The 23,839-nt window shown below is 69.6% G+C and carries 19 protein-coding genes and 1 tRNA gene; 5 read left to right on the forward strand and 15 right to left on the reverse strand.

The genetic code is table 11. From position 1 onward, the window contains the following. Positions 1–120 precede the first annotated feature (120 nt). Positions 121–194: transfer RNA gene (locus ACWDV4_RS07465), tRNA-Thr, on the reverse strand. Between the two features lie 203 nt (positions 195–397). Between ACWDV4_RS07465 and ACWDV4_RS07470 the strand changes: the two genes are divergently transcribed. Further along, positions 398–2,122: a metallophosphoesterase family protein gene (locus tag ACWDV4_RS07470; RefSeq protein WP_449975633.1), complete on the forward strand. Its 1,725-nt coding sequence runs from the start codon at positions 398–400 to the stop codon at positions 2,120–2,122. 100 nt (positions 2,123–2,222) lie between these two features. Here ACWDV4_RS07470 and ACWDV4_RS07475 read toward each other — a convergent pair whose 3' ends face one another. The 6 genes from ACWDV4_RS07475 to tmk all read right to left on the reverse strand — a co-directional run bounded on the left by ACWDV4_RS07475 (position 2,223) and on the right by tmk (position 7,876). Continuing rightward, complete coding sequence (locus ACWDV4_RS07475; RefSeq protein WP_449975634.1) at positions 2,223–3,053, reverse strand: PSP1 domain-containing protein; 831 nt, start codon at positions 3,051–3,053, stop codon at positions 2,223–2,225. Between the two features lie 43 nt (positions 3,054–3,096). Next, entirely contained in the window at positions 3,097–3,774 is a 678-nt protein-coding gene (locus ACWDV4_RS07480; protein ID WP_449975635.1) for a hypothetical protein, read from the reverse strand. A 3-nt stretch (positions 3,775–3,777) separates the two neighbouring features. Next, positions 3,778–4,083 (reverse strand): type VII secretion target, encoded by a 306-nt coding sequence (locus tag ACWDV4_RS07485; RefSeq protein ID WP_449975636.1) that lies wholly within the window; start codon positions 4,081–4,083, stop codon positions 3,778–3,780. Further along, positions 4,084–4,413, reverse strand: a complete 330-nt coding sequence (locus ACWDV4_RS07490) for a YbaB/EbfC family nucleoid-associated protein (RefSeq protein ID WP_449975638.1) — start codon at positions 4,411–4,413, stop codon at positions 4,084–4,086. 146 nt (positions 4,414–4,559) lie between these two features. Then, on the reverse strand, positions 4,560–5,798 hold the full coding sequence (locus ACWDV4_RS07495; RefSeq protein WP_449975639.1) for a DNA polymerase III subunit delta': 1,239 nt from the start codon (positions 5,796–5,798) through the stop codon (positions 4,560–4,562). Beyond that, positions 5,798–7,876, reverse strand: a complete 2,079-nt coding sequence (gene tmk, locus ACWDV4_RS07500; RefSeq protein WP_449975906.1) for a dTMP kinase — start codon at positions 7,874–7,876, stop codon at positions 5,798–5,800. Before tmk ends, ACWDV4_RS07495 begins: the two co-directional genes overlap by 1 nt. A gap of 422 nt (positions 7,877–8,298) precedes the next feature. Here tmk and ACWDV4_RS07505 point away from each other — a divergent pair, with 422 nt between their 5' ends. Then, positions 8,299–9,486, forward strand: a complete 1,188-nt coding sequence (locus ACWDV4_RS07505; RefSeq protein WP_449975908.1) for an amino acid deaminase/aldolase — start codon at positions 8,299–8,301, stop codon at positions 9,484–9,486. 60 nt (positions 9,487–9,546) lie between these two features. On the opposite strand, the gene ACWDV4_RS07510 is transcribed toward ACWDV4_RS07505, so the two are convergent. Further along, on the reverse strand, positions 9,547–10,224 hold the full coding sequence (locus tag ACWDV4_RS07510) for a TetR/AcrR family transcriptional regulator (protein ID WP_449975640.1): 678 nt from the start codon (positions 10,222–10,224) through the stop codon (positions 9,547–9,549). Positions 10,225–10,387: 163 nt separating this feature from the next. On the opposite strand from ACWDV4_RS07510, the gene ACWDV4_RS07515 reads away from it, so the two are divergent. Continuing rightward, entirely contained in the window at positions 10,388–11,719 is a 1,332-nt protein-coding gene (locus tag ACWDV4_RS07515; protein ID WP_449975642.1) for a D-arabinono-1,4-lactone oxidase, read from the forward strand. A 53-nt stretch (positions 11,720–11,772) separates the two neighbouring features. Here the strand turns inward: ACWDV4_RS07515 and topA are convergent, their stop codons facing one another. The 6 genes from topA to ACWDV4_RS07545 form a co-directional block, all read right to left on the reverse strand. Beyond that, positions 11,773–14,607, reverse strand: coding sequence for a type I DNA topoisomerase (gene topA, locus ACWDV4_RS07520; protein ID WP_449975643.1), 2,835 nt, complete (start codon positions 14,605–14,607; stop codon positions 11,773–11,775). Between the two features lie 341 nt (positions 14,608–14,948). Beyond that, positions 14,949–15,590, reverse strand: a complete 642-nt coding sequence (locus ACWDV4_RS07525) for a hypothetical protein (RefSeq protein ID WP_449975910.1) — start codon at positions 15,588–15,590, stop codon at positions 14,949–14,951. Then, positions 15,587–16,126 (reverse strand): hypothetical protein, encoded by a 540-nt coding sequence (locus ACWDV4_RS07530; protein ID WP_449975645.1) that lies wholly within the window; start codon positions 16,124–16,126, stop codon positions 15,587–15,589. The genes ACWDV4_RS07525 and ACWDV4_RS07530 overlap by 4 nt, the downstream gene beginning before the upstream one ends. 222 nt (positions 16,127–16,348) lie before the next feature. Next, positions 16,349–18,727 (reverse strand): sodium-translocating pyrophosphatase, encoded by a 2,379-nt coding sequence (locus tag ACWDV4_RS07535; protein ID WP_449975647.1) that lies wholly within the window; start codon positions 18,725–18,727, stop codon positions 16,349–16,351. A 337-nt stretch (positions 18,728–19,064) separates the two neighbouring features. Beyond that, positions 19,065–19,502 (reverse strand): ATP-binding protein, encoded by a 438-nt coding sequence (locus tag ACWDV4_RS07540; protein ID WP_449975648.1) that lies wholly within the window; start codon positions 19,500–19,502, stop codon positions 19,065–19,067. Continuing rightward, positions 19,499–19,855 carry an STAS domain-containing protein gene (locus ACWDV4_RS07545; RefSeq protein ID WP_449975650.1) on the reverse strand — a complete coding sequence of 119 codons (357 nt, stop codon included), beginning with the start codon at positions 19,853–19,855 and terminating at the stop codon, positions 19,499–19,501. The genes ACWDV4_RS07540 and ACWDV4_RS07545 overlap by 4 nt, the downstream gene beginning before the upstream one ends. Positions 19,856–19,996: 141 nt before the next feature. Between ACWDV4_RS07545 and ACWDV4_RS07550 the strand changes: the two genes are divergently transcribed. Together ACWDV4_RS07550 and ACWDV4_RS07555 are read left to right on the forward strand one after the other, a co-directional pair. Further along, positions 19,997–22,468, forward strand: coding sequence for a DEAD/DEAH box helicase (locus ACWDV4_RS07550; protein ID WP_449975911.1), 2,472 nt, complete (start codon positions 19,997–19,999; stop codon positions 22,466–22,468). A 144-nt stretch (positions 22,469–22,612) separates the two neighbouring features. After that, a complete protein-coding gene (locus tag ACWDV4_RS07555; RefSeq protein WP_449975651.1) occupies positions 22,613–23,086 on the forward strand; it encodes a GNAT family N-acetyltransferase in 474 nt (157 codons plus the stop codon). A gap of 362 nt (positions 23,087–23,448) precedes the next feature. Here the strand turns inward: ACWDV4_RS07555 and ACWDV4_RS07560 are convergent, their stop codons facing one another. Then, complete coding sequence (locus ACWDV4_RS07560; protein WP_449975652.1) at positions 23,449–23,802, reverse strand: Rv3654c family TadE-like protein; 354 nt, start codon at positions 23,800–23,802, stop codon at positions 23,449–23,451. Positions 23,803–23,839: the final 37 nt, after the last annotated feature.

A 23,839-nucleotide genomic window follows, 5' to 3' on the forward strand; every position in this document is an offset into this window, starting at 1 on the left:
CCACTGCCACTGATCTTGCAACTGAGGGAGGCATGCGAAGGATCTTCCCAAGCGTCACCCGCCGGCAAGAACAAGCAAAAGCGCCAGGTCAGAACACCTGACCTGGCGCTTTTCGTTCCGAGCCGCCTGACGGAATCGAACCGTCGACCTACGCATTACGAGTGCGTCGCTCTAGCCGACTGAGCTAAGGCGGCAACGAGGGACAAGTGTACGACACCAACCAACGCCCCGCGCCACGGGTTTGCCGGCTCCGCCTCGACCGCCGCCCAACCCGGTAAAAACAGTCACGTGGCGACACGGGTTAATCACAGTACGACATCGTTTGCGTCGGAATTTCGCCCAGAAAGGCTGACACCGGACAGCGTACGGACAGGTTTCCGGACTAGGCTGCCAAGCCGTGACCGACGATCAGGCACCGCCGGCACCCCCGGTCGACATCGCCCCCGCCCGCCCCCGCAGCTGCGACCCGCAGGAACTCGGCTTCGCCCCCCAGGCACCGGTACCGTGGCTGGCTCCCCTGCTGCTGATCAGCACTGGACTGCGCGCCCTACTTGCTCTGCTCTTCGGGGCGTACCTGGACAAGCGGGAGTTGCAGAACTCGCTGCCCAGTGACGGCCACCGGGAGCCGGGCGATGCGGACGGGCTGTGGCTGGACTACGTGGCCGACCTGGGTGACGGGTTCGACGCCACCTACTCGGTGGCCTACCTGCTTGCCCAGCGAGAGATCGAGGTCGAGGGGCAGCGGCTGCCCCGAGGTGACGTACTGGTGATGGGCGGCGACCAGGTCTATCCGACCGCCAGCGGCCAGGCGTACGAGGACCGTTGCAAGGGGCCCTACCAGGCGGCGCTGCCCCAGGTGGGTCCCGGCGAGCAGTCGCCGAACCTCTACGCGGTACCCGGCAACCACGACTGGTACGACGGGCTGACCGCCTTCCTGCGGCTCTTCGCCCGGTCCCGGGACAACGACCTCGGTGGCTGGTGCACCCCGCAGCACCGGTCCTACTTCAGCATCGAGCTACCGGCCAACTGGTGGCTGTTCGGCCTGGACGAGCAGTCTGGGGCGTACCTGGATGATCCGCAATTGCGCTACTTCGAGCAGGCCGCCACCGCGCTCGGCCCCGAGTCACGGGTGATCCTGGTGGTGCCGGCACCGTCATGGGTCAAGGCCGTCGACAACCCCGGGGCGTACGACGCGGTCGACTACTTCGTACGGAAGATCATCGGTCCCACCGGGGCGCAGGTCCGACTGCTTCTCTCCGGCGACCTGCACCACTATGCGCGATACACCGGACCGGACCGGGAACTGATCACCTGCGGTGGCGGCGGGGCCTATCTCTATCCCACGCACAAGCTGCCGGAGCGGATCGAGGTGCCGCCCCGGGACAGTTTGACCCGGCGACCGAGCCGTACCGAGCCGTACCGGCTTGCCGCCCGTTACCCGGACGCGGCCCGGTCCCGCCGCTACGGCTGGGGTGTCTTCGGTCGGCTACCGCTACGCAATCCGGGTTTCCTGACGTTGCTCGGGCTGCTGCACACCCTGCTGATGCTGGCGATGGCCGGGGTTGCCGTACAGCACACCGGCACCAGCGACCGGGGGCTGTTCAGTGTGCCGATGGTCGGCATGCTGGCGATCTTCCTGTTGGGCGCGGGCCTGTTCGCCAAACCACCGAGTGCCGGCGGGAAACGACACGTCCGGCACTGGATCCTCGGGCTCAGCCACGGAATCGCGCAAATCATGTTGGCCGCGCTCGGCACCTGGCTCTGGCTCATGTTGCCGTTCCACGACTGGTCGGGTGCGTTCCCGGTGATCACCGCAGGTGTCCTCTACGGACCGGTCGCCGGACTGGTCGCCGGCCAGCTGACCGCCGCCTATCTCCTGGTCGCCGGCTCGTTCGGGGTCAACCTCAACGAGCTCTTCGCCGGCCAGGGCATCGAGGACGCGAAGTCCTTCCTCCGGCTGCACTTCAGCCCGACCGGGGAACTCACGATCTATCCGATCGCGATCGACCGGATCTCCCACTCCTGGCGGGCCGATCCCGACGGCGCACCGGACACCTCGTGGGTATCGCCGACGGAGCCGCTGCCGGCGCGGTTCGCCGAACCGCCGCTGACCATCCGCTGACCATCCGCTGAACCCAGCCGACCACCTGCTGAGCCAAGCTGACCGTCAACCGCTGACCGCCGCTGACCACCCCCGGTCAGTGGTCAGCGGCGGTCGGCGGTCAACGCGAGTAGCGCTGCTCGTGGGCCTGTCGCGAGCCACAGACCTCGGAGAGGGCACAGCGGCTGACCGCCCCGTCCGAGTGGCGTCGGACGGTGACCGTCTCGCTGGGCGGGTGTCGGGACACGATCCGCCCCTCGCCCTCCGGCGTGCTGACCAACTGGCCACCGGCCGGATAATTGCTACTTTCGGCGTACAAAGGATGCTCGTACTTGAGGCAGCACATCAGCCGCCCGCACGCCCCGGAAATCCGTAACGGATTCAGCGGCAGGTCCTGGTCCTTGGCCATCCGGATGGTCACCGGCTCGAAGTCGGTGAGGAAGGTGGCGCAGCACAGATCCCGTCCGCACGAGCCGATCCCGCCCTGCACCCGGGCCGAGTCGCGGGCGGAGAGCTGACGCAGTTCCACTCGGCAGTGCAGGGTGGCCCCGAGGTCACGGACCAGCGACCGGAAGTCGACCCGATGCGGCGCGGTGAAGTAGACGGTGGTCCGCCCACCGCTGGAGGGCTCCAGCACATGGTCGACGGTGATCACCTTCATCGGCAGGTCGTGCTCGCGGATCAGCCGCTTCGCGGCCACCTTCGCCTCGGCCTTGCGCTTGCGTTGCAGCTCGTCGCGGCGTAGATCCTCGTCGGTGGCTATGCCCGCCAACTGCGGAAACCCGCTGGTGTCCTCACCAACCCACTGAGCGGCCCAGACGCATTCGGCCACCTCGTTACCGCCGTCGGTGGGCACCAGCACCCGATCGCCGACTGCCGGCCGCAGCTCGCCCGGATCAAGGTAGTAGAGCCGCCCGTACCGGTTGAAACTGACCGCGCAGAGCATACCCATGAACATCACTCTACGACGGACCGACGCCGGCCCGGTCGATTGATCAATGCCTGATCCGGATGGTCTGGTCGAAGCCGCCGACCCCGTCCAGCGGAGGTCGATAGGTCACCTCGGACAATCGCGGCGGCCAGCGGTGCAGCAGCATCTCCGCCTGGTCGTACGCGTCGGCCACGGTGGACAGCACCCGGGACCCGACTGCGGCGGCGGCCCGTACCCCGCTCGGATCGCCGACACCAGGGCTAGCCCGGCCCGTACCGGTCACCAGGGTCACCGCCTCCGCCGACCCCAACGCCGCCACGAGCGTGCCGGCCAACTCGATCCGGCTCCGGGTCGCCCATTCGACGACCGCATCGGCATGGTCGGCGGTGGCGGTCAGCCGGCCCAGCAGGCTCTCCGCTCCGCCGGCGAGGTGGTCCGCGAGCGCGGCCCGCTGGATGTCGAAGGTGTCCGCCGCACTGCCCTGCCAGGCGTCGATGGCGTCGAGCCCGGCACGCGTGCCGTCGTACGCCCTGGTCAGCTCCCGGAGCGTCTGGCCGGCGGCGGCCAACGATGCCGGCTGGAGCGCGATGATCGCGCCGGCTGCCGCTCCGGGCAGGGCCCGCAGTCGACGCAGCAGCGGTTCGATCGAATGTCCGGCCGGCACCCCGCCGAGGGTGAGGGTCCGGTCCACCCGGGCGAGCAGATCGGCAGCAGGTTCGGCCAACTGGTCGAGAAGATCCACGGGTCACGCCTCCCCGGGTTGCCGGCGGCGGGCGGCCTCGTCGACGTCGGCGTAACCGGCCGCCGCGACACGTACCGAGGCGGCGACGTCGGCCAAGTGGCCGGCTGCCCGGGCGGCCTCACTGGACCGGGCCGTGGCAGCGGTCAGCCACTGCTGGTGCAGGGCGCGACCGAGTTCCCCCGGCCGGCCCGGCGTGTCCGCACCCAACTCGATCGGGGCCGGGGCGACCGTCGCCAGAGTGCGGGCGGCAACGTCCAATGCGGTGGCGGCCGCGTCCAGCCGATCAGCCAGGTCACGCAGGCTGTCCATTCAGGCCTCCGTCAGCGGCCGGTAGTCACTGAACGTCTCAGCATGCAGTTTTTCCCGGGCCCAGCGGGCGGCATCGGCCGCCGCGGTGACTGCGGCCCGCACCGAGCGGGCGACCTCACCCGGGGTACGGGTGTGCAGGGGCCCGAGGAACCGTACGTCGGTGATGGTGCCGGCGGCGGTGACCGCCACCTCGACCAGCCCGTCCGGGGAGCGGACGGTTGCCTCGACCCCGTGCACCGCCTTGTCGAACTCGGCCTGTTGCGACTCGATACGCCGGTAGCGCTCGATCGCTTCCTCGATCCAGGCCTCGTCGATCTCGCGCGCCCCCATCGGCAGGCTCCTCTCGGCAGGCCCATTCACTGAGCGTGCCCCGACCATCGCGATACGGCACCGAACCGTACCGGCCGACAATCGGTTAGGGAACCCTTGAGATCGATCCACGACACTGGAATCGGGATCGGATCAGCCCTGCTGAGTCAGCCCCGCCAGAGGTTGAGCATCATCGCCTCCACCGCGATCCGCGGCTTGACGTTTGCCTCGATCGCCGAGCGGCAGGCGAGCACCGCCTCCAACCGGCGCAGGGTCGCCTCCGGCGCCCACTTCTCGGCTGCCGCACTGGCCAACTGCACGGTGTCGGTGTGCACCGGCGCGACCGGCGCCCGCAACGTCATGGTCAGGACGTCCCGGTAGAAGCCGGCCAGGTCGACCAGGGCGCGGTCCAGTGCGTCCCGCTGGGCGCGGGTGGCCCGGGACTTCTGCCGCCGTTCGAGTTCCTTGATCTGGCCGGCGGATCCCCGGCTCGCGCCGGCCGCCCCCTTGCCGGTGCCGCCCGCCCCCAACGCCGTTTGCAGGGCAGCCTTCTCGGCGGCGTCGGTCTCGGCCACCGAGGCGGCTGCCTCGGCCTCGGCCGCCTCGATCAGCGCGGAGGCGGCGTCGAAGCAGGCCCCGACCCCGGTCAGTCGCCGGGGCACGGCCAGTACGGCTTCCCGCCGCTGCCGCGCCTCCGCGTCGTTGGCCAACCGGCGGGCCCGGCCGACGTGCCCCTGCGCGGCGGCAGCCGCCCAGCCGGCCAACTCTGGGGCGATCCCGTCCCGGTCGCGCAGCACGGTCGCCACCGCGTCGGCGGACGGCTGACCCAACGGCACCAACCGGCACCGGGACCGAATGGTCACCGAGATGTCGTCCGGGTGGGTCGACGGGGCACAGAGCAGAAAGACCGTACGCGGTGGGGGTTCCTCGATCGCCTTGAGCAGTGCGTTGCCGGCGGCCTCGGTGAGCCGGTCGGCGTCGGCGATGACCACCACCTGCCAGCGCCCGCCGGCCGGGGTGCTGGCCGCCCGCAGCACCAGGGCACGCATTTCACTGACGCTGATGGAGAGCCCGTCGGGGGCCACGAACCGCACGTCGGCGTGGGTGCCGCCCACGGTGGTACGACATCCGGGGCAGTCCCCACAGCCGGTGCCGTACACGCACTGCAACGCGGCCGCGAAGGCGCGGGCGGCGACCGACCGACCGGAGCCGGGCGGCCCGGTGAAGATCCAGGCGTGGGTCATCGCGCTACCGGCGGAGAGCCCCGCGGCTGCCTCGACTCCGCCCGGACCAGCTGTGCCGGGTGCCTCGGCCGCGCGGATCACCTCGTTGGCTGCTTCCGCCGCCCGCCGTAGGGTCTGCACCGCCTCGACCTGGCCTACCAGCTCGGTAAAGACGTCGGGCATCAGGGCCGCCGTTCCCACTCGCTGTCCGCGACAGACACCAGCTCGTCCTCGGACAACCTCGGTTGACCCGGCGGGTCAGGAACTTTTCCCAGTTCGGCTCCACCGTTGTCGGTCGGATCGACACGTAGCCCGTCGACCCGGGCCAGCACTATGGGAGCGATCTCCACCGCTGACTGGGACGCGTCGAGCACCAGGTAACGCTTGGGGTCGGCGGCAGCCAGGTCGAGGAACGCGTAGCGGACCCGCTCGTGGAACTCGACCGCCTCGTTCTCCAACCGGTCGATGCCGGCTCCGCGCTCGGTCACCCGGGCCAGGCCAATGACCGGGTCGATGTCGAGGAGCACGACCAGGTCCGGCTTGAGTCCGCCGGTGGCCCAGGAGGAGAGCCAGGAAACCTCGTCGACCGGAAGCGTACGACCGGCCCCCTGATAGGCCAGGGACGAGTCGACGTACCGGTCGCTGATCACCACCGCGCCTCGGGCCAGTGCCGGGCGGACCACGGTGGCGACGTGTTGGGCCCGGTCGGCGGCGTAGAGCAGCGCCTCGGCCCGGGGGGAGAGGGTTTCCGGACCTTCCGTACCGTGCAGCACCAGTCCCCGGATGCGCTTTCCCACGCCGGTAGCTCCCGGCTCCCGGGTCACCACCACCTCTCGGCCCTGGGCGCGCAGCGCCTCGGCGAGTCGGGTGACCTGGGTCGACTTGCCAGCCCCCTCGCCACCCTCGAAGACGACGAAGAGTCCGGTGGAGGTGAACGGTTCGGCTGGCGAGAGCGGACGGCCCCGGATCGATCCCCAGAGGTCGAGCAACACCGGCACGCCCGGTTTGTCGTCCATCTGGCGGAACGCGCTGATGCCGGCGAAGATCCCGGCGATGCCGGCGGCCAGCAGCAGCAGGCGGGTGGAGGAGACCGAGATACCCAGGTTGGCGATGTTCAGTTCCCGGGAGCCGGCAACGCCGACCAGCACGCTGCTGACCGAGATGGCCAGCATCAGCACCAGCCGGGTGCCGGTCTGCACCACGGCGAAGACCCGGCCGCGTACGTCGTCGGCGATCTCCCCGCCGAGCAGGGTGGTGCCGGCGAGGAAGGCCATTCCCGCCCCGGCACCCACCAGGATCGCGCCGAGCATCGCCATCGACAGGTGCAGTGCGACGGCCAGGACCAGCACCGAGGCGCTGGCCAGGACGATGCTCATCCCGAACCAGCGTCGACGGGACATCTCCCGGACGATCATCGGACCGAGCCCGATACCGAGCGACAACCCGACGAAGATGGCACCGAAGAGCAGGTAGAAGGCGGCGTCGCCGGCACCGAGCGAGGAGGCGAAGAAGCGGGCCGTGCCGATGACGATGCCGCCACCGGCGAACGCACCGAGGATGCCGAGGACCAGTCCCCGGACCAGCGGCGTCTTGCCGATGAACTTCCAGCCATCGACGAACTGGCGCAGCATGCCCTGCTCGGGCCGATCATGTGGGCCGTCCCGGCCGCTGATCTCCTTGATGCCGAAGAACACCACCAGGGCGGTGGCCAGCCGGGAGAACGCGTTGATCCAGAGTGCGATCTGGGCCGGCTCGGCCCAGCCCAGCGACTCGTTGCCGGAGATCCCCCGGACCAGCGCCTCCAGTGCCGCCGCGCTGAGCGCGGCCAGGATGGGGGTGATGCCGTACGTGGTGATCAGCGTGAGCTGGTTGGCCATCTCCAGCCGGGTACGCGGGATCAGGTTGGGAACCGCCGCTTCCTTGGCCGGGATCCAGATCAGCGTGATCGTCTCGATCAGGAAGGTGGCGATCGCCGCCCAGCCGACCACGACCCCGCCCTTGGCACCGAGCAACGCCACCATCGGGATGGAGGCGAAGAGGACGAAGCGCAAAATGTCGCAGATGACCATGGTCAGTCGCCGGTCGAACCGGTCGGCAAACACCCCGGCGACCGGACCGAGGATCAATGCCGGCAGCAACCGGACCGCGATCACACCACCGAACGCGGCACCCTTGGCTGTGTCCCCGCTGACCTGGGCGGCGGCGAAGATCGAGGTGGCCAGCAGGCCGAACCAGTCACCGAACGAGGCCGCGCCGAGCACCAGCCAGAGCCGGCGGAACGGGCGGATCCGCAGGACGGATCGCAGGGCCTGGTAGCCGGTCAGGTCGACCTGGGCGGCGGGCGGCGTCGACGACGCAGCGCCCGGTGTCTTGCCACCGGCCGCGCCGTCCTGATTCGTGTCGATGGCCGCTACCTCCAGATGCTGCCCAACGCTGGGCTTCCCCGACCCCACACTCTAGTCGCGGCGGGGGTAGGCGGGACTGACGACATTCGTCGGCGGACGAGCAAGGGGCTTTGCCACCCAGCTGGGTCACTCGGACGATCCGTCTGGGTTCCGCACCACCCCGAGCAAGACACGAAGGTATTTCGTATTTACCGATCGCCAGTTAGCGTGCTCAGGTGCCTACCGAACGCAACGCCCCGCACGCCGAACCCGACACTGCGGATGCCGGACGCGAGAGTCTGCGCGCACGCCTGGACCGGGCCACCGCGCACCTCGACCCGCCCTTCGCGGTCGTCGACCTCGCCGCCTTCGACACCAACGCCGCCACCCTGGTCCACCGGGCTACCGGCAAGCCGGTACGGGTGGCGAGCAAGTCCGTACGCTGTCGGGACCTGCTGGGCCGGGCACTGGCCAAGTCGGGCTGGCACGGCGTGATGGCGTACACGCTGGCCGAGGCGATCTGGCTGGTCCGGACCGGGGTCAGCCAGGACGTGCTGGTGGCGTACCCGACCGTTGACCGGGGCGCGTTGGCCACCCTGGCCGGCGACGACGAGTTGGCCACGGCCATCTCCGTCATGGTGGACAGCCCGGCCCAACTGGACCTGATCGACTCGGTGGTCGCCCCGCAGCGTCGCGCCGAGATCCGGGTATGTCTCGAACTCGACGCGTCCTGGCGACCGTTCCGCGGCCGACTGCACGTCGGGGTACGCCGCTCACCGGTGCACTCGGCCGACGACGCTGGCACGCTGGCCGCGCAGATCGCCGGCCGGCACGGGTTCCGGCTGGTGGGCGTGATGGCGTACGAGGCACAGATCGCCGGGCTCGGGGACGCCCCGCCCCGGCAGGCACTGCGCGGACTGGCCATCCGTACCGTGCACCGCCGGTCGTACCGGGAGTTGCTTCGCCGTCGCGGTGCGGCGGTGGCCGCCGTACGGGAACACGCCGACCTCGCGTACGTCAACGGTGGCGGTACCGGCAGCCTCGCACTGACCAGCGCCGATCCGGCGGTGACCGAGGTCACCGCCGGATCCGGGCTGTACGGGCCGTCCCTGTTCGACGGCTATCGGGCCTGGCGGCCGACACCGTCCGCCCTCTTCGCCCTGCCCGTCGTACGCCGTCCCGCCCCCCGCGTGGCAACCGTGCTCGGCGGTGGCTGGATCGCGTCCGGACCGGCCCAGGCGAGCCGACTGCCCATGCCGTGGCTGCCGGATGGACTACACCTGACCGGCACCGAGGGTGCTGGCGAGGTGCAGACCCCGCTGATCGGGCCGGTCGCCGACGAGCTGCACGTCGGGGATCGGGTGTGGTTCCGCCACGCCAAGGCCGGCGAACTCTGCGAGCACGTCAACGAGTTACACCTGGTCGACGGCGAAGAGGTGGTGGCGACGGTGCCCACCTATCGAGGCGAGGGCCACGCCTACCTGTGAGTGCGGACCGCCAACCGGTGAGTGCGGACCGCCAACCGGTGAACGGTGGCGGCGCCGGCCTCACTTCTTCGCGCCTGCGCTGCTCTTCGTCGGGCGTCGCCGCTCGGCTCGGGCATCGACGTGCCGGTGCAGATATTCCCGGATCAACGCCTTGGCCTCGGCGAGCACTCGCTCGTCGCCGTCGGGGTCACGACGGAACGCCAGCTTGATCAGCGCATCGGCGGTCTCGACCGCGATCTCCAGGGCGAACCGCAGGTTGGGCTCGTCGGTGATGCCGAACTGCTCGACCAGCACCCGGGCGATCTGCTCGGCGATGACCCCGTTGTTGTCCTGACTCTCATCGAGCAGGTGCACGTCGACGACGTCGCCGAAGTGCAGGGTACGGAAACCGGGCATCAGCCGGTGCATCGCGATGTACTCGTCGATGCTGGCGTCCACCCCGTCCCACCAGTGAGCGAGGTCGCCTCGGGAGAACCGTTCGCCGAGCCGTTCCAGATAGGCCTCCATGTTGCGCAGGGTCAACGCCTGCACAATGGCCCGTTTGTCTGGAAAGAACTGGTAGACCGAACCGATTGCCACCTCCGCCCGCTCCGCGAGTAGCGTCGTGGTGAGGCCTTCGTAGCCCACCTCGTCGACCAACTCGGCACAGACGTCAAGCATTCGTTGGACCCGGGCTACGCTGCGGCCCTGCACTGGAACGCGGCGCAATGGACCGGATGTGGCGGTTGATGTGGACACTCGACGCCACTCCCCTTTCGAGCCATGAACATATCTAAACGTCGCGGGATCGAAACGCTACCCGGATTAACGATCCAGGGGGATTTGCGGTATTTACTCACACCAGGATTCCTGATATGAATACATTTCATTTTCTGCTTCGGGATGGCAGCTGGAGGACCGCATGCGCGGTACCACACCCCCACCGTCCGGCACCGTCGACATGGCATGGTCGAACTGGGCCGGTAACCAGAACGCCACCGCCCGCACGGTACTCGCCCCGGTGACCGTGGCCGAGACCGTCACTGCGATCGAAACGGCCCGCGCCGCCGGGCGGCGGGTCAAGCCCGTCGGCAACGGCCACTCCTTCACCGACATCGCCTGCTCCGACGACCAGCGCATCGAGCTGACCAAGTTGGCCGGGCCGATCCGGGTCGACAAGGCAAAACGTCTGGTCACCGTGCCGGCCGGCACGCAACTACGGACGCTCAACAAGCTGCTCGCCGATTATGGGCTGGCCATGCCCAACCTCGGCGACATCGACGTACAGACCATCGCCGGCGCGATCTCCACCGGCACCCACGGCACCGGCGCCGGTTATGGTTGCCTCGCCACCTTCGTCGCCGGGCTCACCCTGGTCACCGGTACGGGCGAGGTGCTGCACTGCTCCGCCGACGAGAACCCCGACGTCTTCGCCGCCGCCCGGGTCGGGCTCGGCGCGCTCGGAGTGATCGTCGAGGTGACCCTGCGCTGCGACGACGCGTTCACCCTCCGGGCCCACGAACGGCCCGCCCCGCTGACCGAGGTGCTGGCCGACCTGCCCACCCTGATCAGCGACAACGACCACTTCGAGTTCTACTGGTTCCCGTACACGGACCGAGTGCAGGTCAAGACCAACAACCGGGTGCCGGCCGACGACCAGCCGCTGCCCCGGTTCCGGGGCTGGCTGGACGACGAGTTCCTCTCCAACACCGTCTTCGCCGGGGTCTGCCGGCTCGGCCGCAGCGTGCCCGCCCTGGCCCCGACGATCAGCTCGATCTCCGCCCGCGCGCTCACCGAACGGATCTACACCGGCCGCTCCGACACGGTGTTCTGCACCCCGCGCCGGGTCCGGTTCACCGAGATGGAGTACGGCCTGCCCCGCGAGACGCTGCCCGAGGCCCTGGCCGCGCTGCGCCGCCTCGTCGACGGGCTGCCGTTCAAGGTGCTCTTCCCGGTGGAGGTGCGGTTCACCGCCCCCGACGACATCTGGCTGTCCCACGGCTACGGGCGCGAGTCGGCGTACATCGCGATCCACCAGTACGTCGGGGCACTGTACGAGCCGTACTTCCGGGCGTTTGAGGAGATCGCCCAGGGGCTGGGCGGCCGGCCGCACTGGGGCAAGCTGCACTATCGCGACGCGGCGTCGCTCGCGCCCGCGTACCCCCGGTTCGCCGACTTCCTGGCGGTACGGGACCGGCTCGACCCGGACCGGGTCTTCGCCAACGCGTACACCGATCGGGTGCTGGGCGCCTAGGTAGTTCTTGGTGGATTCTGGCCCGTGGGTGGGCCACAATCCACCAAGATCTGTTACTCGGACGCCTTCTTGGCGGCGGTGGCCTTCCTCGGCGCAGCCTTCTTCGCCGTCGTCTTCTTGGCGGCGGCCTTCTTGACCGGCGCGCCACCATCGGCCTCGGCGGTCTTCTTCGCGGTGGCCTTCTTCGCCGTCGTCTTCTTGGCAGCGGTCTTCTTGGCCGCCTTCTTCTTCGGGGCCGGCCCCTTGGCCCGCTTCTCCGCGAGCATCTCCGACGCGTCTTCCAGGCTCAACGCCTCCGGCGTCTGACCCCGGCGCAGCGAAGCGTTCGTCTCGCCATCGGTGACGTACGGCCCGAATCGGCCGTCCTTGATAACCAGTGGCTTCTCGGTCATCGGGTCCGGGCCCATCTCCCGCAACGGCGGGGCCGCAGCCCGGCGCTGCCGGGTCTTCGGGGCAGCCAGCAACGCCAACGCCTCGTCCAGGGTGATCGTGAAAAGCTGCTCCTCGGATTCGAGGGAGCGGAACTCGTCACCCCGCTTGACGTACGGGCCGTAGCGGCCGGGTGCCGCCAGGACCTCGGCTCCATCCGGCGCGATCCCCACCAGCCGGGGCAGGGTCAGCAACTTGAGCGCGTCAGCCAGGGTGAGCGAATCCGGCGTCTGGGAACGCAGCAGCGAGGACTTGCGGTCGCCGCTGGCGACGTACGGGCCGAACCGGCCGGACTTGAGCACGATCGGCTCCCCGGTCTCCGGGTGCTCACCGAGCTTGCGCTCGCCGCCGCCGCCGAGGAACAGTTCGTGCACCTTCTCCGGGGTCAGCTCATCGGGCGCGACCCCTTCCGGGATCGGGGCCCGGTCGCCACCGGCCCCGCCGTCCTCACCCTCCGCGGTCGCCCCAGCCGTCGGCTCGACACCGGGCAGCCGCCGCTCCAGGTACGGCCCATAGCGGCCGACCCGGACCACCACGTCCCGCCCCTCGTCGTCGCGGAACAGCGGAATCGAGTTGACGCTGCGCGCGTCGATCTCGCTGAGGTTCTCGGTGACCAGTTTCTTCAGGCCGCCAGCCCGGGCGATCGAGTCGTCGCCGTCCATCGTGCCGCCGCCGAAGTAGAAGGCGGTGAGGAAGTCCACCGCGGCGTGATCGCCGTCGGCGATCTCGTCCAGCTCGTTCTCCATGGTGGCGGTGAAGTTGTAGTTGATCAGCTGGGGATAGTGCCGCTCCAGCAGCCCGACCACGGCGAACGCCAGGAACGACGGGATCAACGCCTGGCCGCGCTTGGCCACGTATCCCCGGTCCTGGATGGTCTGCATGATCGAGGCGTACGTGGAGGGGCGCCCAATGCCCAGCTCTTCCATCGCCTTGACCAGCGACGCCTCGGTGTACCGGGACGGCGGCTGGGTGTGGTGCCCCTGCGCGGTCAACTCGTCGGCGGTCAGCGGCTGGTCCTTGGTCAGGTTCGGCAGGCGACGCTCGGCGTCCTCAGCCTCGGCGGTCTCGTCGTCGGAAGACTCGACGTACGCCCGCAGGAAGCCCGGGTCGGTGATCGTCTTGCCGGTCGCCCCGAAGTCGACCTCCTCGCTGCTGGTGGAGATCGCCCGAATCCGCACCGAGACGCTGGAGCCGACCGCGTCGGTCATCTGCGAGGCGATGGTCCGCCGCCAGATCAGCTCGTAGAGCTTGAACTCCTCGCCGGAGAGCTCGTTGGCCACCTCGCCCGGGGTACGGAAGTTGTCCCCTGCCGGTCGGATCGCCTCGTGCGCCTCCTGCGCGTTCTTGACCTTGCCGGTGTACCGGCGTGGCTCCGGCGGCACGCTGCGCTCGCCGTACAGCTCGGCGATCTGCCGACGGGCCGCGGCGATGGCGGTCTCCGACAGGTTCACCGAGTCGGTACGCATATAGGTGATGTAGCCGTTCTCGTACAGCCGCTGCGCGGTGCGCATCGTCTGCTGGGAGGAGAACCGCAGCTTACGGGCCGCCTCCTGCTGCAGCGTGGAGGTGATGAACGGCGCGTAGGGCCGACGCCGGTAGGGCTTCTCCTCGACCCGGGTGACGGTGAACGGCCGTCCGTCGAGCCGGGCGGCCAGCCCTCGGGCACCTGCCTCGTCCAGGTGCCGGACCCCAGCCCCGGGCTTCACCCGGCCGGTGGTCGGCTCGAAGTCCTTGCCGGTGGCGATCCGGTCGCCGTCCAGGCCGATCAGGGTCGCGTTGAACGTACGCGGACCGTCGCCGGCTGCCTTGACAGCCAGGGTGGCCAGGATGTCCCAGTATTCGGCGGAACGGAACGCCATGCGCTGCCGTTCCCGCTCGACCACGATCCGGGTGGCCACCGACTGGACCCGGCCCGCCGACAGCCCGCTGCGCACCTTCTTCCACAGCACCGGCGAAACCTCGTAGCCGTAGAGCCGGTCCAGGATGCGTCGGGCCTCCTGCGCGTCGACCAGGTCCCGGTCGATTTCGCGGGGGTTCGCCACCGCCGTCTGGATCGCCGACTTGGTGATCTCGTGGAAGACCATCCGCTTGATCGGGACCTTGGGCTTCAGCGTCTCGACCAGGTGCCAGGCGATCGCCTCGCCCTCACGGTCCTCGTCGGTGGCGAGGAAGACCTCGTCCACCTCCTTGATCAGCTTCGTCAGCTTGGCAACCTGCTGCTTACGGTCGGATGAGACGACGTAGAGCGCGGCAAAGCCGTGGTCGACGTCGACACCGAGGCGGGCCCACGGCTCCTTCTTGTACTTGGCGGGCACGTCGTCGGCGTTGCGCGGCAGGTCACGCACATGGCCGAAGCTGGCCTCGACGACGTACCCCGGGCCGAGATAGCCCGAGATCGTCTTGGCCTTCGCCGGCGACTCGACGATGACCAGACGGGTGCTCCTGGCGTTACTCGGCACGTCTCTCCCTGACCTCACTCATGGTGTTCTTCCCGGGCCGGACATCACACCGGGCAATTGTTGCCTGGCTGACCGTCGTGGCCGCGCGCTCGCCGCCGAACCGCGCCGTCGCGTCGGCAATCCGAACGTCCAACGTAACGCGCTCTTCGCCTCCTGGGTTGCGCGGGCGGCGAACCGACCCCTTGAGCAGCGGTTATGTCGGGGTACCACAATCACACGGAAGAATGACCCGGACGGCGACACGGTACACCCACAGCCAGCCTCTACGTGGCCCATCGGCCGCCAGAACGCCGCTGATCCGCCCGGGCGGGTCGGGGCGCCAGCAGGTTCGGGCCAGCAAATCAGGCCGGCGGCTGCGGCCAGTGCGCGGCGGGCGCGGCCGGCGGCCGATCGCCCACCAGCTCCGCCAGCCGGGCCAGCCGACGTCGGCCGGATATCCGGTACGCCGGGCCACCGGCCCGAGCATCGAGCAGTGCCGCCGCCAGCCCGATCGCGGCCAGGGCGGCCCCGACCGGTGCCCAGCAGTCCTGGTCGTCCGGGCCGAGCCGGAGCAGGTAACCCAGCGCGTCCCGGTCGCCGGCGGCTGCGATCCAGAGCCGGAGCCGGGGACCGTCCAGGTGGAAGTCGGTCGGCGGGCGTTTCACCGTGCCCTGTAGCCACCCTGCCGCGAGCGGTGCGAGCGTACTGGCGTACGAGGTGCGGACCGTGTGCCGGTCCGGTACGTCGGCCACCCAGTGCGCGGTCAGCCCGCGCCGGGCCAGCTCGGCAACGAGGACGTGCACCCGCCAGGCGGCATCCACCACGACACGCACCCGGGCCGTACCACCCATTCGGACCAGCTGCCCCGGACCGGCGAGCAGGCCGGCAACATCGGCAGGGGTGGGCCGGATCGCCTCCACCCCAAAGAGTGAGAGCTGCCGGTCAGGCTGGCCTGCCTCGGGCCGGCCCGCCTCGGGCTGCCAGCCTGCCTCGGACGAAGTCAGCGACACTCCGCGACCTCGTCGAACGCCTCCTCCAGTTCCGGCGAGTCCAGATTGGTGGTGTCCAGCGCGCTTGCCGCGTACTCCTGATTGAGGGTGTCGATCGCGGCCTTGACCCCGTCGTAGAACGTCCCGGCCTGCCCGGTGCTCAGCCCTTCGATCGAGTTCTTGGCCTTGGCGTACGCGTCCCGCACGGCGGTGAGCGAGGCGAGGAATCCCTGGGAGACGAGGTCGCCTTTCTCCACGTCGGGTACGCCGGCAGCGGCCACCTTCTCACGGGCCGTCTCGCTGGCCTTCTCCGCTCCGCCCAGGAGCCGGACCAGGTTCTCCTTGGCCTGGGCGGGTGTGGTCTTGGCGGTCATCTGCTGCTGGGTGCTGCTGGTCAGGTCGCTGATCTCGGCCCGCCACGGGGTGAGGGCGGCACAGACCGACGCGGCCCAGACCTGGGCCGTGGGTCCACTGCCACAGGCCCCGAGAAGGAGGGCAAGGGTGGCCAGGACCGCGGTGAGCCGGCCAGCGGGTGCGCGGGGCGTACGCATGCGTTGCAGCGTACGGCGTCATCGACCGAGCCGTGACCGGTGACCAGCCGGTGGGCAGCCTCCGCTGGGACCAGCGGCCGGCCGGAGCAGGCCAGGTTGCTGTCGTCACAGCGGCCCGCCGAAGCCGGCTGCGGTCGTCACGGCGGCCGGCCGGAGCACGCTGCCGTCGTCATGGCGACCGGTCGGGGCCCTCGTCACGGCGGCCCCGACCGGTCGAGAGGATCAGGCGTTCACCGTCTCCGGCCGCTGGTCCGGGCTACCGCTGCCGGTACCGCCCGGCCCGGGACCGGGTTCGGACATGGCAACCGGCTTGCGCTTGCTGAACAGCACCGCCACCACGATGATCGACGTCGCGACCACCGCAATGCCGATCCGCAGCGGAGTGTTCTGGTCGCTGCCCACACTCCAGGCCACCACCGCCGGGGCGATCAGCAGCGAGACCAGGTTCATCACCTTGATCAGCGGGTTGATCGCCGGGCCGGCGGTGTCCTTGAACGGGTCACCGACGGTGTCACCGATCACCGTCGCGGCGTGCGCGTCGGAGCCCTTGCCGCCGTGTGCCCCGTCCTCGATCAGCTTCTTGGCGTTGTCCCAGGCCCCACCGGAGTTGGCCAGGAAGACCGCCATCAGGGTGCCGGCCCCGATCGCCCCGGCCAGGTACGACGCGAGCGCGCCGGGCCCGAGACCGAAGCCGACCGCGATCGGCGCCATGATGGCCAGCAGGCCGGGGGTCAGCAGCTCCCGCTGCGCATCCCGGGTGCAGATGTCGACGACCTTGCCGTACTCGGGGCGCTGGGTGCGGTCCATGATGCCGGGCATCTCCCGGAACTGGCGGCGCACCTCCATCACCACGGCACCGGCCGAGCGGGAGACCGCGTTGATGGCCAGACCGGAGAAGAGGAACACCACTGCCGCACCGATGATCAGGCCGACCAGGTTCCGCGGGTTGGCCACGTTCAGGGTGTTGAGGATCTCGTTGACCCAGTTATCAACCCCGGCATCGATGTACGCGATCCGTAGCGTGTCGGTGTACGAGCCGAACAGCGCGGTCGCGGCCAGCACCGCCGTGGCGATCGCGATGCCCTTGGTGATCGCCTTCGTGGTGTTGCCCACCGCGTCGAGTTCGGTGAGGGTCCGAGCCCCGTGCTCGTCGATGTCGCCGGACATCTCGGCGATGCCCTGCGCGTTGTCGGAGATCGGACCGAAGGTGTCCATCGCCACGATCACCCCGACCGTGGTGAGCAGGCCGGTGCCGGCCAGCGCCACCGCGAACAGCGACAGTGTGATGGAACTGCCACCGAGCAGGAACGCGCCGAAGACCCCGGCACCGATCAGCAGCGCCGAGTAGACCGCCGACTCCAAACCGATGCTGATGCCGGAGAGGATGACGGTGGCCGGTCCGGTCAGCGAGGTCTTGCCGATGTCCTGCACCGGACGACGGTTGGTCTCGGTGAAGTAGCCGGTCAGGGCCTGGATGGCGGCGGCCAGCACGATGCCGATCAGCACCGCGCCGATGGCGACCACCCGTGGATTGCCCTCGATCGGGCTGCCGTCGGCGTCGCCCAGCCCCTCGGCGAAGTCGCCGAAGCTCGCCGGCAGGTAGAGCCAGGCGGCGATGGCGACCAGGACTGCCGACAGCAGGGCGGAGAGGTAGAACGCCCGGTTGATCGCGGTCAGACCGGAGCGGTCCGAGGCGCGTAGTCGGGTGATGAAGACGCCGATGATCGCGATGAGCACCCCGATGGCGGAGACGATCAGCGGGAAGACCAGACCCTCCTCGCCGAACGCGGCGCGACCGAGGATCAGGGCCGCGACCAGCGTCACCGCGTACGACTCGAACAGGTCGGCGGCCATGCCGGCACAGTCACCGACGTTGTCGCCCACGTTGTCGGCGATGGTCGCCGCGTTGCGCGGGTCGTCTTCCGGAATGCCCTGCTCGACCTTGCCGACCAGGTCGGCACCGACGTCGGCGGCCTTGGTGAAGATGCCACCGCCGACCCGCATGAACATGGCGAGCAGGGCGGCCCCGAAGCCGAACCCTTCCAGCACGGTCGGCGCGTCCCCCTTGTAGAGCACGACGACCAGGGCCGCACCGAAGAGGCCGAGGCCGACGGTGAGGAACCCGACCACGCCGCCGGTGCGGAACGCGATCTGCATCGCGGCCTCCCGACCACCCTGGGCCTCCCGGGCGGCTGCGGCGACCCGCAGGTTCGCCCGGGTGGCCAGGGCCATGCCAGCACCACCGATGAACGCGCTGAAGACCGCGCCCACGACGAAGAAGCCGGATCGGCCGATCTTGACCAGAAGCTCGCTGTTGTCGGTGTCGTGCACCGGCAGCAAGAAGAGCAGCAGCACGGCGATCACGACGAATATGCCCAGGGTTCTGAACTGACGAAGCAGGTATGCCGAGGCGCCCTCCTGGACCGCCCCGGAGATCTCCTGCATGTTTGTGGTGCCCTTACCGGTTGCCAGAACCGCCCTGGTCAGGGCGGCGGCGAAGCCGAGTGCCACCAGCGCGATGACCGCGGCGATGACGACGTACGACAGGTTCGCACCGGTAAGGGACAAGCCGCCGCCTGCGGCGACCGGGGTCCCGGACATCTATGTCCTCCTGTACCGAACACTCGCGCCGCCGCTGGACGAACCGGCCCCGGGCGGCCACACGGATTCGCAAGTGTCTGTGCGCCGACCCATACCCGCGGACCAGCGTCGATCACCCGATCCCGCAGGCTGCGGGACCAGGACACTTGCTGATAACCCCGGGTACTCTAGCCGCACACGGTGGCAGAGGTCACACCCTCGCCACGTCGTGTCGCGGTGATCTTCGTCGTTGTGTTAAGCCGACGAAGTGATGTATAAACGCAAATATTTACGCTCGTACCAGCGATCTGGTCGCCGGTCATGGGTGTCCGCCGTCCGGACGATGCCCGACCAGCGGTCAGCGACCGATCGGCCAGACCATCCGTACCTGGGTGCCGATCCCCTCGTCCACGGGGCGTACCTGAAGGTCCTCCACCAGACCGGCCAGCAGGGCGAACCCGACTCCGGTGGTAAGCGCCTCGTCGGTCAGCGACTCGTTGGTCAGCTCGTCCGGCGGCAGTGCCGTCAGACCGAGCCCGGCCTCGATCGGTGCCCGATCGATCACGCGGACGGTGTACATCCCCACGTCGGACATCTCGACCTCCACCAGGTCGGTCAGGCCGTACTGGTTGTGCAGGGCGACCGCCCGGGCGCACGCCTCACCGATGGCGAGCCGCAGCTCGTCGAGGAGTTCCTCGGCGACACCGGCCCGCCGGGCCACGGCGACACCGACCAGCCGGGCGGTACGCACGTGCACCGGCGCGGGAGAGAAGGAGAGCCGGACCGTCGCCATCACGCGCTGGCGCCGGCCGAGCCCGAGCCGGTCGCGGAGTCGATGCTGGGATAGATCGGAAAGACCTGGTCCAGCGCGGTAATCCGGAAGATCTTGAGCAGCGGTTCCTTCGCGCAGACCAGACCAAAGGTGCCGCCGGCCGCGCGTAGCCGCTTCAGGGCACCGACCAACACACCGAGTCCGGTCGAGTCGAGGAAGTCGACCCGCCCCAGGTCCACTACGACGTTACGGGCACCACCGTCGACCAACTCGACGAGCCGTTCCCGCAGCCGGGGGGCGGTATAGACGTCCACCTCGCCGCCGACCTCAAGCACCGTGTGATCGGCGACGGTGCGGGTCGCCAGCGATAGCTCCATCAGTCCCCTCCTCTGCCCACCAGGACACCCCTGGGCATCTAACCATCGACCGGTACGAACCGCATCGAGGTGCACCGGTACCAGCTCATTACCCACGCCCCGACTTTTCCATCGCCCCTCGACAGTGCGAGAGTGCAGGACGTGACCTCCGCAGCCACAGTATCGGCAGGCTCCGGAGCCGACTGGTCGGGTCCGGCCGGCAATCCGACACCAGCGGACCTGCTCCGCCGGCTGCGGGCCCGCAGCGGCCTGACCGCCGCCGGTGACCCGGTCACCCACGTCGAGCAGGTCACCGCCCGCGCTGGCAGCACCGCCCCCTGGCCCGACTGGGTGCCCGAACAACTACGCGCGGCGCTCGCCGGGCGCGGGGTCAGCGCGCCCTGGCGGCATCAGGCCGAGGCAGCCACCCTCGCGTACGAGGGCCAGCACGTCGTCGTCGCCACCGGCACCGCCTCCGGCAAGTCACTGACGTACCAACTGCCCGCCCTGGCCGGGCTGCTGACCGACCCCCGGGCCACAGTGCTCTACCTGGCTCCGACCAAGGCGCTCGCCGCCGACCAGTTGCGCGCCATCAGTGAGCTGGGCCTCGATGACGTACGACCGGCCTGCTACGACGGGGACACCCCGCGCGCCGAACGGGAGTGGATCCGCCGACACTCCCGGTTCGTGCTGACCAATCCGGACATGCTGCACCACGGGCTGCTGCCCGGCCATGCGAGCTGGGCGACGTTCCTGCGCCGGCTCACGTACGTGATCGTGGACGAGTGCCACACCTACCGGGGCGTCTTCGGGTCGCACGTCGCCCACGTACTGCGCCGGCTCCGCCGGCAGGCCGCCCGGTACGGCAGGTCCCCGGTGTTCGTACTTGCCTCGGCCACCTCGGGTGACCCGGCGGTGGCAGCCGTTCGGCTCACCGGCCTACCGGTGACGGCGATCACCCAGGACCACTCGCCGCGCGGCGGGCTGACCTTCGCCCTCTGGGAACCACCGCTGCTGCCTGCCGACCCTGGCTCCGCCCTGCCCGGGTCCGCTCTTCCCCGGTCTGCTGTTCCGGAGCCGTCCGCGCCGGCCGACGACGCCCCCGTCGCGGACACCGCCGTCGGTGCCGGCGCTGCCCTGGTCCGCCGCTCGGCGCTGCGGGAGACCGCCGACCTGCTCACCGACACCGTCGCCGCCGGGGTACGGACCCTGGCGTTCGTCCGGTCCCGACGCGGCGCCGAGGTGGTCGCCACCACCGCCCGGCAAGCACTGAACGAGGTGGTGCCCGGTCTCGGGAAACAGGTCGCCGCCTACCGGGCGGGCTACCTGCGGGAGGACCGGCGGGCGTTGGAACGTTCGCTGCTCACCGGCGAGCTGCTCGGTCTCGCCTCGACCAACGCCCTGGAGTTGGGCGTCGACCTGGTCGGGCTGGACGCCGTACTGATCTGTGGCTATCCCGGCACTCGGGCCTCGCTGTGGCAGCAGGCCGGCCGGGCCGGGCGCTCCGGGCAGGAGGCGCTGGCGGTGCTGGTGGCCCGGGACGACCCGCTGGACACCTATCTGGTGCACCACCCGGAGGCGCTGTTCGAACAGCCGGTGGAGGCGACGGTGCTCGACCCGGCCAATCCGTACGTCCTGGGACCGCAGCTGTGCTGCGCAGCCGTCGAGGCGCCGCTGACCGAAGCCGACCTCGACCTGTTCGGACCAGGCTCGGCCGAGGCGGTCGAGACGCTGGTGGCCGGCGGCGCGCTGCGCAAACGCCCGACGGGGTGGTATTGGCGGCACACCGGGCGGCCCGAGGTCGACCTGCGCGGCACCGGCGGTACGCCGATCTGCGTGGTCGAGTCGGCCACCGGTCGGCTGCTCGGCACGGTGGATCCGGCGTCGGCGCACGTCACCGTCCACCCCGGCGCGGTACACCTGCACCAGGGCACGTCCTACGTCGTGGACGAGTTGGATCTGGAAGACGGCTGTGCCCTGGTGCACGCCGAGGAGCCGGACTGGTCCACCCATGCCCGGGACGTCACGTCGCTGGCGGTGGTGTCGGTCCGGTCCCGGCTGGATGCCGGTCCGATCAGTCTCTTCCTCGGCGAGGTCGATGTGACCAGCCAGGTGGTGTCGTACCAGCGGCGAAGGATCGCCACCGGGGAGGTGCTGGACACCCGCCCTCTCGACCTGCCGGCCCGCGAGTTGCGGACCGTGGCGGTCTGGTTCACGGTCTCCGAGCCGGCCCTGATCGAGGCTGAGGTCGAGCCGGCCGATGTGCCGGGCGCGCTGCACGCCGCCGAGCACGCGGCGATCGGGCTGTTGCCACTGGTGGCGACCTGTGACCGGTGGGATATCGGGGGACTCTCCACCGCACTGCACCCGGACACCGAGGAGCCGACGGTCTTCGTCTACGACGGGCATCCGGGCGGGGCGGGCTTCGCCGAACGGGCGTACCGGGTGGCGGAGGCGTGGCTGGGGGCGACCCGGGATGCGATCTCCGAGTGTGGCTGCGAGGCGGGCTGCCCCTCCTGTGTCCAGTCGCCGAAGTGCGGCAACGGCAACAATCCGCTGTCGAAGACGGCGGCGGTACGGGTGCTCGACGTGGTGTTGGCCAACCTGGCAAAGGCTGAGGCCCACCCGTCATAGGTCTGCGAAGTCGCCCAGCGGTCGGCGTCTCGACGTCGTCGTCTCAACATCGTCGTCTCAATGTCGGCGCGCGGCTTCTGTCGGTGCATTGGGCTAGGTTCCTGGCGGGCGGAATGCGAACGGATCGATGTGGAGGCCGAAGTCGTGACGGTGCTGCTGCGGGCGGTAGAAGAGACTGATCTTGATGTGTTCTTCCAGCATCAGCTCGACCCGGAGGCGATCCGGATGGCCGCTTTCACCGCCGAGGATCCGACGGACCGGGCAGCTTTTCTCGCCCGCTGGGCCAGGATCCTCGGCAAGGAAAGCATCGTTACGCGAACCATCGTGGCCGATGCCAGTGTGGTCGGCCATGTGAGCAGCTTCGTTCAGGATGGCGATACCGAGGTCACCTACTGGATTGACCGAGCAGTGTGGGGCCAGGGCATCGCCTCCCAGGCACTGGCCGAGTTCCTGACCGAGGTGACGACCCGGCCGTTGCACGCCCGGGTCGCGAAGGACAACGTCGGCTCCCGCAAGGTCCTTGAACGGTGCGGGTTCACGATCGTCGGTGAAGACAGTGGTTTTGCGTACGGGCGGGGCCAAGACGTCGAGGAGTTCCTGCTGCGCCTGGCGGCATAGCGTTCGCACTCCGGGTCAGAAGATCAGATTGACCGCCACCGTGAGCACGATCGACGCGACGATCGAGAAAAGGATCATCAGCAGGCAGCCGAGTCCACCGCCGAGTGGTCTGATCTCCACGTTGCCGATCCGCATGCTGCTCCTTGTGACTCAGTACGGTGAGATCCCTGTTCTCGACCGTTCTCTACTGACAGCCTTCCGGCTCGTTTCTCGCGTGTTCTTCGGCTTCCTCTCCGTACCCGTGGAGCACCCACTCAACACGATCCAATTCACGCAGGAATCCACCCGTAAGATTAGTTTAGGGAGGAAATGGCCGATCTTCATCCAACCGGGAGCAGGGTGCCGATCGTGCCGAACGAACTTCAAGCGCGGATCGGGCCTGCCCGGGCAGCGGCGGTGGCCGACCGGTCCAGTCCCGGCAACGGAGTGACGGCCACCGTGACGACGACCTCTAGGTCGAGGCCGTCCACAGTGCATCGGGTGAGCCGACCACCGTTGGCGGAGACGATGGTGGCCGCCTGGTCGCAGGCGACCACCAAGCCATCGAGCGCGTAGGCAGCTCCGGCCAGCGCGCCAAGGTCTGCCGCGACCCGCGCCTGGTGCCGCGCGACTCGGGCTGCACCGATTGCCGCCCCGCCGAGCCCGGCCGCCACCAGCACCAGCCCGATCGCGAGCAACCACAGGGACGCACTGCCCCGATCCCGGCTTGTCGTCATGGGATTGATTGCCTCCCGCTCTCGCCCCGCCGTCACC

This window comes from Micromonospora sp. NPDC003197, from assembly GCF_053590565.1.

Excerpts from the sequence above, each read along its gene's own strand:
- ACWDV4_RS07475 (WP_449975634.1), bottom strand. The coding sequence starts at position 3,053 with ATGGGTATGCTCTGCGCGGTCAGTTTCAACCGGTACGGGCGGCTCTAC.
- ACWDV4_RS07485 (WP_449975636.1), bottom strand. The coding sequence starts at position 4,083 with ATGGACAGCCTGCGTGACCTGGCTGATCGGCTGGACGCGGCCGCCACC.
- ACWDV4_RS07490 (WP_449975638.1), bottom strand. The coding sequence starts at position 4,413 with ATGGGGGCGCGCGAGATCGACGAGGCCTGGATCGAGGAAGCGATCGAG.
- ACWDV4_RS07495 (WP_449975639.1), bottom strand. The coding sequence starts at position 5,798 with ATGCCCGACGTCTTTACCGAGCTGGTAGGCCAGGTCGAGGCGGTGCAG.
- ACWDV4_RS07515 (WP_449975642.1), top strand. The coding sequence starts at position 10,388 with ATGCGCGGTACCACACCCCCACCGTCCGGCACCGTCGACATGGCATGG.
- ACWDV4_RS07530 (WP_449975645.1), bottom strand. The coding sequence starts at position 16,126 with ATGCGTACGCCCCGCGCACCCGCTGGCCGGCTCACCGCGGTCCTGGCC.
- ACWDV4_RS07535 (WP_449975647.1), bottom strand. The coding sequence starts at position 18,727 with ATGTCCGGGACCCCGGTCGCCGCAGGCGGCGGCTTGTCCCTTACCGGT.
- ACWDV4_RS07545 (WP_449975650.1), bottom strand. The coding sequence starts at position 19,855 with ATGGAGCTATCGCTGGCGACCCGCACCGTCGCCGATCACACGGTGCTT.
- ACWDV4_RS07560 (WP_449975652.1), bottom strand. The coding sequence starts at position 23,802 with ATGACGACAAGCCGGGATCGGGGCAGTGCGTCCCTGTGGTTGCTCGCG.